At 57.7% G+C, this 13,353-nt stretch carries 6 protein-coding genes; 1 reads left to right on the forward strand and 5 read right to left on the reverse strand.

The window, feature by feature from the left end; all coding sequences use genetic code 11:
* Positions 1–17: 17 nt before the first annotated feature.
* From ACGG9J_RS02750 to ACGG9J_RS02770, 5 genes are all read right to left on the reverse strand, one after another.
* Positions 18–3,734 (reverse strand): immunoglobulin-like domain-containing protein, encoded by a 3,717-nt coding sequence (locus ACGG9J_RS02750; RefSeq protein ID WP_390133399.1) that lies wholly within the window; start codon positions 3,732–3,734, stop codon positions 18–20.
* A gap of 19 nt (positions 3,735–3,753) precedes the next feature.
* Positions 3,754–8,100 (reverse strand): discoidin domain-containing protein, encoded by a 4,347-nt coding sequence (locus tag ACGG9J_RS02755; protein ID WP_390133401.1) that lies wholly within the window; start codon positions 8,098–8,100, stop codon positions 3,754–3,756.
* A gap of 531 nt (positions 8,101–8,631) precedes the next feature.
* On the reverse strand, positions 8,632–9,987 hold the full coding sequence (locus ACGG9J_RS02760; RefSeq protein ID WP_390133403.1) for an ABC transporter substrate-binding protein: 1,356 nt from the start codon (positions 9,985–9,987) through the stop codon (positions 8,632–8,634).
* A 104-nt stretch (positions 9,988–10,091) separates the two neighbouring features.
* The gene (locus ACGG9J_RS02765) at positions 10,092–11,060 is read right to left on the reverse strand and encodes a carbohydrate ABC transporter permease (protein WP_390133405.1); all 969 of its coding nucleotides are present in this window, start codon (positions 11,058–11,060) and stop codon (positions 10,092–10,094) included.
* Positions 11,057–11,923: a carbohydrate ABC transporter permease gene (locus ACGG9J_RS02770; protein ID WP_390135294.1), complete on the reverse strand. Its 867-nt coding sequence runs from the start codon at positions 11,921–11,923 to the stop codon at positions 11,057–11,059. The genes ACGG9J_RS02765 and ACGG9J_RS02770 overlap by 4 nt, the downstream gene beginning before the upstream one ends.
* Positions 11,924–12,222: 299 nt before the next feature.
* Between ACGG9J_RS02770 and ACGG9J_RS02775 the strand changes: the two genes are divergently transcribed.
* Positions 12,223–13,245, forward strand: a complete 1,023-nt coding sequence (locus tag ACGG9J_RS02775; protein ID WP_390135295.1) for a LacI family DNA-binding transcriptional regulator — start codon at positions 12,223–12,225, stop codon at positions 13,243–13,245.
* The last annotated feature ends 108 nt before the right edge of the window (positions 13,246–13,353 follow it).

Here is a 13,353-nt window from a genome sequence, read left to right on the forward strand (position 1 = left end):
CGCACCGGGATGATGCGCTATAGTTTGTCCTCCATCCTGTGCCGACGGATATGCGGAATCAGCCCGAAGCAAACCAGGGCCGACAGCATGCTTAGAGCTGCCATCGCTAGGAAGAATTCCGTGTTTGATCCCGTCTCTGAAAGCCTCGAGCCCTCAGAATGCTTCTGCGTTCCGGCCTTGTGCTTTACACCGGCACCCTTACCGGGATTGATGCCGGAGCTGTCACCAGGATCCTTCGGCTTGTTGGAAGAGCTGCCTGCAACGGGGCTGACCGTGACTATCCGCTTTTCAGAGGCCTGTTTGCCCCTTGAATTAGCAACCGTGTAGTCGAGCGCATATTGCCCGGCCTTGGCGCTGTTCACTGACCCCTGTATTTGAATCGCCCCGGTAAGATCACCTTCCAAGGAATCCGCTGCAGTGACCCCGGCCTTGGGATCGAAGCTGGAACCCTGATCGATTTTCACATTGGAGGCCCCCGAGATCACAGGCTGCTGCTGCACAGGCACTGGTCCCAGGGGCAGCGGACCCTTGATGGAGATCCAATTGAGTATCGGCCCAGTCCCCGTAGAGGAATCCAAGGTGAAAGTGACTACCTTGTTCCAGCCCTGCGGAATCTTGATCTTTCCTGAGGCAATCGTTCGTCCGCCGTCAACGGTCGCGGTCGTAAGTCGATTCTCTGCACGGGATGCCGGAAGACCGTCATAGGAATAGCTGATCACAGTCGGTCTGCTCTGGCTCCACCAATCGTGGAAACCGAAGGAGACCTGATGTTCGCCAGGTGCCAGCAGAACCTTGTATGACAGATTCCCCTTCTTGCCATCAGCCCCGGCAAATACGCCTGACTCATAGGGGTCGGCATTGCCGTCAGCCTTCGTTCCATAATTGCCAGAGGCATTGCCCCACAGGTCATCAAAGCCCTGGTCTGCGGATCCATTGGCCAATTTGCCATCGTACAAGGCACTCAGCGCATTGTAGGTGGGCGAGGACTCCCCTCCATTGACATCAATGAAGTAGGACAGCCCATCTTCCACCTCCTGAACGCTGGCTCTGGCAGGCAGTGTCGTGCCTTCTACGGTGCCCAGCACCTCGGTAGGCGCATAGAGCGTCAAGCTCGACGCATCGGTCAGCCAGTGCACGGCCCGCTCCTCGCTTTCTCCATTCGCCTTGCTGACACTCACCTTGTCCGGAAGCTCGGGCTGACTGCCCTGCTTGAATGTTCTGATGCCTTGAACCTGCTGGACTGAAACCACCTGGTCGTCATCCTGCGCAGAGACCCCGATCCAGCTCAGCAAAGGATCGCCACCGCCTGTGGATCTTGTCAGGAAGGTCACGCTGTCGGCATGCTCCAGGGTGAAAGTGATCGGATCGGTGGCATTCCCGGCCTGAACAGGCACGATATTCGTCTTGCCGATGGTCTTGTCATGGCAGACGACCGAGAACTCGGTTTGGCGCTTGTTGTTCCACCACTCCTGATAGCCCGCCTGAACTGTATAGGTACCGGCTGGCAAATCCGCCTGATACCGTATGTCCTTGCCGGACTTTGCCCAGTAGCCTGTTTCATAGATGCCGTTCTGGCTGGTCTCGTATGCTTCGACATCGGCACCTTTGCGGCTGCCCAGGCCCCACTTGCCTTGAGCGGTGTATTCCTGGTCGCTGCGGTCTGCATTCATCAGTTGCGGAGCCTTGGTTTTGAGCTTGCGGTAGTAGCTCGACTCATTCGAGGGGTCCGAACCTGCGTCAATGAACAGACGGGAGTTTTCCGGATAGATGGAAGCCGTGAAGCTGATAGGCGCATTCTGGTAATCAGGCAGCTCCCCCTTGAACGTCACCTGCCCGTATGGGCGGTCTGCGCCAAAGTAGGGCTCCCAGTTGACCGTGGCCTGCCGGATGGCTGTCTGACCGCCGACTCTGACGCTTAGGCTCTTGGGCAGCGCAGCAACGATACGACTGACAGAACTGCTTTCAGTCGGCAGATCGGCATTGACCACATCGATGGCCTGATACCTATCCATGCCGGACAGCTTCCAGTCGGCAGCCGGCAGCACCTGGACATGCCCGTTCACCAATTGCATCGGTGTCATCACATACCTGGATTGGCTGATGTCATTGCCGGTGTCAGGGTTGAACCAGCGGTCGCCCCAATAGAGGAAAACGCCGTGCGCGGGGTCATAGGGAATGACCGAGCTGGATTGGGTCGAGAAGGAATTGGCCGGGCTTTGGTTCCAGCCATTCCCCTTGACGAAGGGCGATCCTACCTCCGAGTAAGGCCCCAGAAAATCATCGCCTTGGCTGACCGCATACTTGTTTTCATTGGGCGCCCAGCCGGTAGTGCCTGAATAGATGATGTAATATCTGCCGTTCCACTTGAAGGGAGCCGGCGACTCCTTGCTATTGCTGGCCACGATGTTGTAGGTGTCGCCTGCGGAGACATCGACGCCCTTCTGCTGTCGAGCGTTCGGCTCAACCAGCTTGGTGTAGGTCTTGTCCAGAAGCGAGATGGTCAGATCGCGGTTTTCGTTGCTGGAATACACCAGATAGGCATCATCAACGCCGTCATGATTCTGATCCTTGCTGGAGTCCACGTACAGGTTCATGTCACGCGCCATGCCAGGGTTGCCGAGGTTGGCGCCGGGACTCATGCGGAAGGAACCCAGATACTTGTATGGCCCAGCCGGATCGGAACCTTCAGAAATGGCGACCCCGGCCTTAGCCTTGGAATAGGTTGCAGTGGCCTCGTTGCCGTATCGTGGCCCATCCGCATGGAACCAGATAACCCAGCGTTTGGTCGCCGGGTTGTAGACCATCTTGGGACGCTCGAAGACACAGCTGGACTTCTTCGGATCCGATCCGTCGCCTCTCAGCGCCTTCAAATCCCAAAGCAGGTAGTCCAAGGCCTGCTGAGGTCCTGAGATGTTGGCATTGGAGGCGTCCGTGGAGAATGCCTTGAAATCCTGGCCGTAGATGTTCGTGTAATCCGGATCGGATTCCAGGTTGGCCACATTGTAATAACGCTGATAGACGCGGTCAGAGCCCGCCAATTTAGCAGCCAGATCCTTGTCGCCCTGGTAAGTCTGAAAGCCCAGTCCCTTATCTACCCAGTTGCACAGATCGTCGGAGTAGTATATCCGCACGCCATGCGCTACCAGACCGCTGGTTTTGTCCTCGCCGCACAGGATGTAGACATATCCGTCTCCATCCACGTCCAGGCCCCGATCGGCGGCAGGAAGAAGGGCAGCGCTGACCCGTTGGATTCCGGCACCATGAGCCTGAATCAGATCGCCCTTGTTGTCAAAAATCCTGTCGCCATTGGTGCCTGTCACCGCAGTGTAATGGTAGATGAAACGCACAGCGGCGAAGGCCTGCTTCAAATTCTTGCCGGCCTGATCCTTCTCGACTTCATCGGCAGAGCCTGAGGCCAGGACTCCCTCGGCCGCAGACCGCGCATGCTTCAACATATCCACGTCGTCCTTGTTGGGCTCTGCATGATCATAGGGCGCTGTGCTCTGATCATCGGATCGATGACCTGAGGCCAGTGGGCGCAGATCCTCAATCCTCGTGGTATCCAATATCGCCCTAAGATCATCATCCCGAACGGTTTTCTGCCTACTGGATCCGGCGGAACCGGATTGCTCCGCTTTCTCCTGCACGGCCATAGCCGTAGATCCGGGCGACAGGAGCGCCAAGGCGACGACTGCCGCGGCGAATTCCAATATGCTTCTTCGATTGAGCTTCATCGCTTTCCTCTTCTCCGAATCATTTCAGATGACGACGAGCCGCAGCCAATGCTGATCCTGCGCATAGCAGGCAGACCACGATCGCCAGAATCGTTGGCGTCACATTCGCGCCGGTCTGGCTCAAGGCGCTGCCACCGTCTGAGCCGCCCTCTTGCTTGTCATGAGCGGGGGCTCCTGAACCATGACTCGAGCCGGGCTGTGAACCGGCATCTCCTGCATTGCCGTCAACCACATCCACCTGGAAGGTGGCACTGACACCGCGGTAGGTCACGGTCACATTTTTCCTGCCTGGCTGTGCTGAATCAAAACCGCTCACCAGCAGCTCCGGGTCCTTGATGCTGATATCCACCTTGACAGGTTCCTCATTCGGCACCGAATACACAGCCTTGACATCCATGCCGGACAGGTCGAGCCGCTCATTGAGCAGATAACGGGTTTTGCTGGGCGGCGTGACCAGCAGTTTCTGAAGAACGGAAGGAAGGTAGTTGACGGTGTACTCAGAGCTCCCGCTGCCGTCAGCCGCATTGACCGTGATCACATCCTTGCCGCCCAGAATATTCCCGTCACGCTTAACGGAATCTTCGGCATTCACATGCCTGACCTTCACCGTAGCGGCAGTGTCGCGCGCAAAGGCCTGCAATTTCGGATTGCCTTGCGAACCGGCAGGGAGTGACACGGTGTAATCAGTCTTGTCAGGAAGGAACCCGTCTATGGTCTTGCCATCCAAGCGAAGATCGCCCAGGGCCTTGTCTGCGGACGGCATAGGTTCAGCCTTGACTTGCGTCTGCGTCCCGAAAACCTCAATTTCCGCCACGTTGATATAGACGCCTGTATCCTGCAGGGTATTGGTCAGACGCAGGGCTTTGGCGACTATGGGCGTAGACATGCGGAAGTCAGCCACAGGAGTGTCCGCATCCGTAGAGGTGTCCGCACCGGAACCCGGCTGGACGTACCAGCCGCTCTTCACGCCGACCCTCTGCCAGGCGCCCTTGTCGTCCTGATACTCCAAGGTCTGGGACTTGGGCCAGGAGGCACGGCCATCCCGGAAGAAGGTGGTCTTGACCTGGCTGATGGATTGAAGATTGTCGAAGGTGAAGGTGGCAACCGGGATCCCCGCCTGATTCCAGGTGGACCAGCCCTTGTGGATGCTGTCGCCGTCTATGGCCTTCGCAGCCGTCGAGCCTTCCTGCACATTCACCTTGAAGTGAGAGCTGGAGGAGGGGGCGATATTATGCACTGGATCAGCCTTCGGAATGGCCCAGGCCTGAATTTCGGAGGCGTTCATGAAGTCGCCCTGCACCGTATTGACGATTCGAGCCTGCCTGGCCTTGACCCGGGCATCGCCCTTGAATGTCACGGTCTGTCCGGGCTTTGGACTGGCAGCTGATCCCAGAGGGAGCCAGGTTAGACCATCCAAGCTGTATTCAGCCTGAGCGCGGCTTGGAGCGTGGTCACCATAGGTAATGACCAGCGAGCCCAATTCCCGCTCCTGGCCGAAATCAAGAGTGGCGGTGGGACTATGCGAGTAATCGCCTTGGGGGTTCCATGTCACCCAGGCCTCGGCGGCGGTATCCCCGTCTGTCAGCTTCTTCCACTGTTCAGCCTTGCCGTATTCGGTCTGTTGGTCAGTGACCGTCAGGTTGCTGGTGGTGTCGGCAATGTTCTGCTCTTTGGCCTGCATCAGATAGACAGAGGCCGTCACCGGCAACCCTGCGTCTCCGACCGATCCCAAGCGTCCTTTGACTGTCAGTCTGTCGCCTGCACGCGCACCGGCAAGCTGCCCGTCCAGCTGAGAGAAGTCCCACTTCACAGCCGTGCGGTCCGCCTCCATAGCCTCGGAGGCTCCGACGTGCGCATAAACCGTGGCTGCTTTGACTGCATCCTCCACCTGCTGGCGGCTTGAGCCAACCATGAGGGTGACGGATACCGGATCAGTGACGGTGAAGTCGCCAATATAAACCTCAGCCTTGCATGCGACGGCATGGCCAAACACATCGACGGTCTGACCCGTGACCTGATACCGGCCTTCCTTGCTGACGTCGATCATACTGGTATCCCATTGAACGGGGACCGGGGACCCGAGGCCCCAAGGATAGTATGGAGTGACCGTCGTCGGCATCTTCAGCTGTCCGCCTTTTCGAGCCTGGACATAGACCTGCTGCACGCCCGAAGGCTTGGTGGATCTCATAGTCCAGGCCTGGTTGTCTCCGCCGTTGGAAGTGTAGAGCCCGACCGGCGAACCAGCAGCAGTGGCCTGCCCGCTCACTTCAAGCACGCTCTTGCTCGCTGCATTGACCAGACTCCACGAGGATCCATCCTCGGTGTTGAATATCCAGCACTGCCGCAGATCTGGATTTGCCTTGTCAGCGGCGCCAGAGACCATTGTGCCCTGGTCCCCCAATATCTTTTTCCCTGTGGGATCGGTGATGGTATACAGCTTGAGCTCCGGACGCTCTCGAGGGGCTTTGACCTGGTGGAAGACGAAGGTCTGAGCTGCGCCGGCCCCTGAATCCGGCGCCGAATCTTCAATGGCCAGGCTGCCATCGCCAAGGGCCTGAAGTGCTCGTCCGGATTGTTGCCCTACAAGCTGGTAACTCTCGCCATCCTGCACGCCTGCCTGATCGGACTTGCCGCTCACGCCCGACAGCTGAATGGATGCAATCGAACGAGCAGGCGATTCAACCGTGGCCGTCTTGGCGACTGAATCGATATGGACCGCTCCGGGACGCTCCTGATTGGAGTACCCGTTCATGTAATCCATGGTGGCCTCGTAGGGATCGCTCTTTGATTCAGGCGCAGTGGTCAGGAACAGCTTGCCGCTTGCATTCTTGTCGATGTTGCCGTATTTGGAAAGGTCAATGACCAGGCGCTGTTGGCTGTCGCTGTCGTTGCGGTGGATGATGGTCTGCGTCCTGCCATCGGCCGAACGGGCGGTCATATTATCCTTGGTGGCATCATTGGCCAGGATCGAATCCCCCTCATGGATGAATTGGGTGTATGCCCGAACCGCGTTGTATTTCGAGTTCACTACGACGGAGCAAGGCTTGATGCCCGTGGTCCTGCCCCCGTTGTTGTCCACAGCGCGCTCGGAATACAGTTTTCCGTCACTGCCCGCAACAGTGCAGTCAAAGTCGATCAGGACAGTCCCCCAATTGGTGTTTTCACCCTGAGGGTTGGCTTGATTCCCGTTGACATCCTGGTCTTTGGTCGACATGTTATACAGGTCCTCAACCACCTGCCAGAAGGTGAAATCCTGCGACTGCAGCGCATAGACATCGTTGTTGATCTTCCCTGCCATGCCCAGGCCGTTCTTGAAGCCGTAGGGGTTGAACCCGCCGCCCTGCCAGGAGCCGTCAACCTCGCTCATGGACATGACCTTGCCGTCGCCCTGAGCGATGTCCCTGGCCACACGTTGACGGTTGGTGCCGTATGAATGCGTGTTGTACTGCCCTATCGCGTCACGAACCTCCTGCGGATATTGGTTGTAGGAGTCAACGAACTGTCCGGAGTCGGTTGCATCTGTCGCTGAGACCTTGACATCCTTCAAACCTTCGGATTTGAGCGCCTTGTCCAGGGCCAGAATGGTTTGCTGAGCCTGGGCGTTGTCGACGTGCATGCCTTCCTGGGGCTTCTTCACCGCTTTCGAATAAGGCGTGACGGACTTGTCCTTATCCGCATAGTACCGATTCCAATAGCGTGCGATCAGGGCCTGCTGATCACTGGGCCAATCGTCTGAGGCCCTTCCGTCCGGCGTCCCCCAATAGGCCGTCTCCGACTCATTCAAGGGTTCGACCGTATTGATCCTTACCTTGTTGCCGTTGTCAGCTTTCAACTGATCCAGATGACTCACCACTTTGGCCATGTATCCGGCGAACTTCTCGGGATCCTTGAGGTTGTTGTCTCCGGATCGAAAACCGCCGGTGGCATATCCGTCTTCGGTCATGAACCAGGGGGCTGAGTTGGCAAAAGCCTCCAGATGAGTGATATCGCCGTCTTTGACTCCGCGTTTCAGCCACCATTCCTGCGCCTGCACGGACTTGGCGGCGTCGCTCTTGGAAGACTTGGGACCCCACACGTAGGAATCCTCCGATGTCGGATCAAAAGCCTGATCCAAGGCATTCTTATCGGCTTGTTTGGTCGTCACGCCACCATACAACCCCTTGCTTCCATCCTGGTCTTCCGCCCAGTAGCCGGGAACAGCCGCTCCCTGACGCATGAACGGGTATCCATAAGCCACATCTGAGGCGTTGCCTCCGCCAATGTTGAAACGGGCCTTATTCAGCCCCAGTCCTTCCTTGCCGAAAATACTGGTGTAGAACTTTTCCCGCAGCTGCTTGCCATACTCCAGTGCTTTGGCATCCGTCACGGGGTTTCCGCTGCTGCGGGTAATGGACCCTGGTTCACCGTATTGGCCTGTGGCATTGGCAAACCATGCCAATGATGTGCCCCAGCCTTGAAATGGGCCATTGGCATACCAGGGATTTGGCCGCACCGTCACTGTTGCTGGTGCGGAAGGTTCGGCATAGGCCGGCATAAAACCGCCCAGGGCTGTCGAAGTCGCTGCCGCAGCTACGATAACCGCCATAGTTCGCATGAATTTCATAAGTATTCCTTTTATTCTTCTTCAGACGGTGAAGACAGGGGATTGTCGACGGTGCCCCTTCGCTGCGCGACGACAATCGAACAGATGACCACTGCAATTATGGAACATTCCGGTACTGATCGTGATCAAAACCTCTTACCCGCTTCATGCCTTGCTGAAGGCCACGGGGAGAACACGACGATGTGCATGAAAAACCGGCCGGAGGAAGACCAAAGGAAAATACCCTAGGGCCCCTCTGGCCGGCACTACAATAAGGAAACCCGCGCTACAGCGCTGGTTTGATATGAGTCACCCCTACTCCTTGAGCGTGTAGCCCTGCTGCTTGGCGTAGTTCTGCAGATCCTTCTGCCAAGCCGCTATACCCTGATCAAGAGTGGCCGACTTGGAAGTGAAGGCGGTCATCTTGTCGCCGTAGATTCCGCGAGCATAGACCTCAAAGGGCAGGAACTGATAGCCAGGCAGAACGTTCTTGGCGGCCTGCGACAGCACCTCATTGAACTTCTGGCCGCCGAAGTAGGCGTTGTCATTGCCGTCGGCATCCTTCAAGCTGGTCATAGAGAGGAACTCGTCGGACTTCAACGTGTTGTTGTCAGCCGGGAAAGCGCCGCCATCGACACGGGTCTTAATACCTTCGGCATTGTGGCAAGCGTATTCCAAGAACTTATATGCCGCCTTGCTCTTGGAGTCGTCCTTGGTCTTAATCATAGCCAGCGAAGACCCGCCGTTCTCGGAATTCTCTGTGCCGCCCTTCTCCCAGGTCGGCATCTGGGCCACACGCCACTTGCCAGAGGCATCAGGAGCGCCGGACAGCAGATTGTAGGGCATCCAAGCGCCAGTGAGCAAAGAAGCGATTGATCCGTCGTTGAGGCCCTTGTTCCAGTCGTCCGACCATCCGGGAATCTTCGTGTTGATCAAGTCCTCATTGATCATTTTCTGCCAGTAGTCGTCCCACTTTTTGACCTTGGGGTCACCGGTCAGATTGATGGTGACGGTCTTGCCGTCCTTGCTGGTGGCAAAGGGCTTGGCGCCGGCCTGCCAGGTCATGGAATCGAAGAACCCTGCATCGCCTGAGTCGGAGGTGATGTAGGAACCAACAGCCTTGATCTTCTTCGCTGCCTCGTAATACTCATCCCAGGTAGTGGGGACCTCGGTCACTCCGGCCTTGTCGAACACCTCCTTGTTGTAGAACAGCGCCATAGGGCCCGAATCCATAGGCAGCGCGTAGACGCCCCCATTCAGATTCACTGAATTCCATGTGCCCGGCGTATAGAAGCTCTTGTATCCGGAGGCGCCCATGTCAGACAGATCCTGCAGCTTGTCCTGAGTGGCATATTCAGGCAGAGCATAATACTCGATCTGTGCAAGGTCAGGGGCGCCCTTGTTGGCGGACAGAGCGTTGTTCAAGGCCGTGTACTCTTTTTTGTTGGTGCCGACATTGGTGACCTTCACCTTGATGTCGGGGTTCTTGGCTTCGAATCCCTTGACAGTTCGAGGAAGGGTCGAATCCCAGGACCAGACCAAGATTTCGGTCTTCCCGCCCTTGCCCGACGCAGAGGAACCGCTGCCGGATCCGCCGCAGCCGGCGAGTCCGAACGCCATGGCCACAGCACCTGTCAGGGCTATGACCTTCGTCATCTTTTCGAACCTCATTGTCCCTATCTCCTTTTCTGTTGTCCTTGGCAACAACACATGACTACTGATATCTTTCACTGTCCTACGGCTCAAGGCCTATAGCACGGTTTTGGTTTGTTTGGCTATTCTTTGACGGCTCCTGCGGCGAGGCCGGATTGCCAGTATTTCTGCAGGAGGAGGAAGGCGATGACCAAGGGGATGATAGTGATCAGGCTGCCGGTGATGACCAGGTTCTGGATGGCCTGCCCGCCCGCGGTGCTGGCCTGGTCCTTCCACTGGTTCAGGCCGATCGTCAGCGGGTACCAGTCCGCGTCCTTGAGCATGATCAGGGGCAGGAAGTAGTTGTTCCAAGTCGCCACGATCGTGAACAGGGCGCAGGTCACAATCCCCGGCGCCAGCAGGGGCAGGCTGATCGTGCGGAAGGTGCGCCACTCCGAGGCGCCGTCCACGCGCGCCGCTTCCAGCAGCTCTCCGGGAACCGCCTGGTCCGAGAAGATCCACATCAGATACAGGCCGAAGGGGCTGATCAGGCTGGGGATGATCATCGCCCAGGGCGTGTTCGTCAGCCCCAGCTTCGCGAACAGCAGAAACTGCGGGACCGCCAGGGCGATGCCCGGCACGCTGATCGCGCCCAGCACCACAGCGAACACCGCCTTGCGGCCGGGGAACCGGAACTTGGCCAGCGCATATCCGCCCATCACCGCCAGCAGCGTGGCGCCGCCCGCGCCCACTACCACGTACAGGAGCGTGTTCGCCAGCCAGCGGGCGAAGATCCCGTCCTGGTAGGAGAACACCTCACGAATGTTGTCCCACAAGGCGAACGTTCGGCCCGGCCCCAGGCCGAACGTACTCGTGAAGTCCGCCTGCGTCTTCGTCGCGTTCACCAGCAGGTAGGCGAAGGGGAACAGGCAGTACAGGGCGAACACGCCGCACGCCAGCGTCAGCCACACCGACCGGCGCGGATTCGACGGGTTCGAGAATCCGCTCGCCGCCGCACGACGCCGCTCCGCCCGCTCGTCCGCCGCCACGCGCCTAGCCCGCGCACGCTCGGCCGCACGCACCCTGCGGCCCTCAGCATCCAGCACGCTCATCGCATCTGCTCCCTCATGCTCCGCAGCTGCACCGCATACGCCACCAGCATCGTCAACGCCGCCATCACAATAGCCAGTGCAGCCGCATAATTGGACTGATTGCCCGAAAAACTCAGATTATACGCATACATGTTCGGCGTGTAATACGTCGTGATCGCATTGCCCGGCACCATGTTCTGCATCACGCTCGGCTCGTTGAACAGCTGGAAAGAGCCGATGATGCTGAAAATCACGGTGATCGCCAGCGAGCCCCGCAGCTCCGGCAGCTTCACCCGGCGCACCACCTGCCACTCGCTCGCCCCGTCGATCGCCGCCGCCTCATACAAGGAACGCGGCACCGTCGACAGCGACGAATAGAAAATCAGCATGTTATACCCCGTGAACTCCCATGTATTGATGTTCCCGATCGCCGCCAAAAGCACCGACGGCTGCAACACGTCCAAATGCGTGCCCAGCCATGCGTTCAGCGAGCCCACCAGCCCGTACTTCGCCCCGTACATGAATCCCCACACCAGCGCCGACACCACCGCCGGCACCGCATAGGGGAGAAATGTCGAAATACGGAAGAACCGCATCCCATGCAGACGCAGCGAATCCAAAGCCAAAGCCATCAACGCCGACAAGCACAGCATGATCGGCACCTGCACCACCGTGAACACCACCACCCGGCGCACTGACGACCAGAACTGCCCATCAGCCAGCAGACGACGATAATTGTCCAACCCAACAAACACCGTCCCGCCGACCATACGATGCTGGAACAAGGAAATCCACACCGCATACAACACCGGCACTACAAACACCACTACAAACACCACAGCAAACGGCCCCATAAACAACCAACCACGCCAACGAGAACCCATGTGGCCCCGGGGCGCACCACTCGACTTGGTAGCATCGCCGCTAGCAACAGCAGCCATATCTGACCTTCTCCCTCGAAGCTTTGCAAGAACATAAACGATCAAGCTCCGACCATACTGAACTGCAATGGACGTTCACCAGATGTTTTCGTTATCATCATAGCACGTATCAGGGAATCAAATATCCGATCAATCTCTGATATACTAGCGGTTATCAAAATGGTGTCGCAAACATATTGTCTGCCACCAAGGGGCTGTTCGCACACATGGCGGCAAGCTCCCATGAGCTGGATCAGGTAGGCATGGGACGGAAGAAACAGGTATCGATACAGGACGTTGCGCAGTTTGCCGAGGTATCGCCACAAACCGTATCGCGAGTCGTCAACGACAGCACGGCTGTGCGCCCCCAGACCAAGCAAAAAGTGCTGAACGCCATGGAAGTCTTGGGCTATCGGCCGAATTACGCTGCCAGGGCGCTGAAACACGGCCGGTTCAACAATATTGGCATTGTCCTGTTCAATATCACCACATTTGGGAATGCACGCATACTGGATGGCGCTGTAGAAGCCGCGTCCGAATGCGGATATGCAGCAACCGTCCATGTCGTGAACTACTCGGCGGAAATCACCTTGGCGGACATCGTAGAGCAGATGAAGCAATTGCCTGTCGACGGCGTCATAGTAGTGCTAGAACAAAGGGTCATCGATTTCGATCGCTTCAGGCCCAGCAAGGAGCTTCCCGTGGTGCTCATCACAGAGAAGCCTTCCGCTCATTGTCCTACCATTGATGCCGACCAATACGGATGCTCGACTTCGGCTGTCGAATATCTGCTTAAAAAAGGCCACCGCACCGTGTACCACATCTCAGGCCCTTCGACTTCACGGGCTGCGGAGAGCCGCGCCAAGGGCTGGAGAGATGTGCTTCACGCTCATGGCATCCCGGTACCGCCGACCTATATTGGCGACTGGGAGGCAGACAGCGGATATGAGGCAGGGCGCGCCTTGGCCCACGAATCTGATTGCACAGCCATCTACGCTGCCAACGACCAGATGGCTTATGGGGCCATTGAGGGCCTCAAAGATTCCGGCAAAAGAGTACCTGAGGATGTCAGCATAATCGGCGTCGACGATTCTCTGATCGGAACAGTCCCCAGATTGAGCCTGACCACCATGCGCATGGATTTCGAAACCATCGGACGCGAGGCCTTCGCCAAGGTAAAGCTCCAGTGCGAGGGAGAATACGTGCCCACAGATACCAAGACGCTTATTCCAGCGAAGCTGGTCCAGCGCGGATCGGTCAGCGACATCAGCCAGCGCCAGGAATAAGCCGGACAGGCGGCCTCCCCCTGCGTCGCCAGAACCGGTGTCATGGCCTCGGCTCAAGCAGCTGTCAAACCTCTGGCACCAGGCTGTTTTCTGCAACAATCCGGCAGA

The organism is Bifidobacterium apicola, assembly GCF_042846865.1.
Classification (GTDB): Bacteria; Actinomycetota; Actinomycetes; order Actinomycetales; family Bifidobacteriaceae; genus Bombiscardovia; species Bombiscardovia apicola.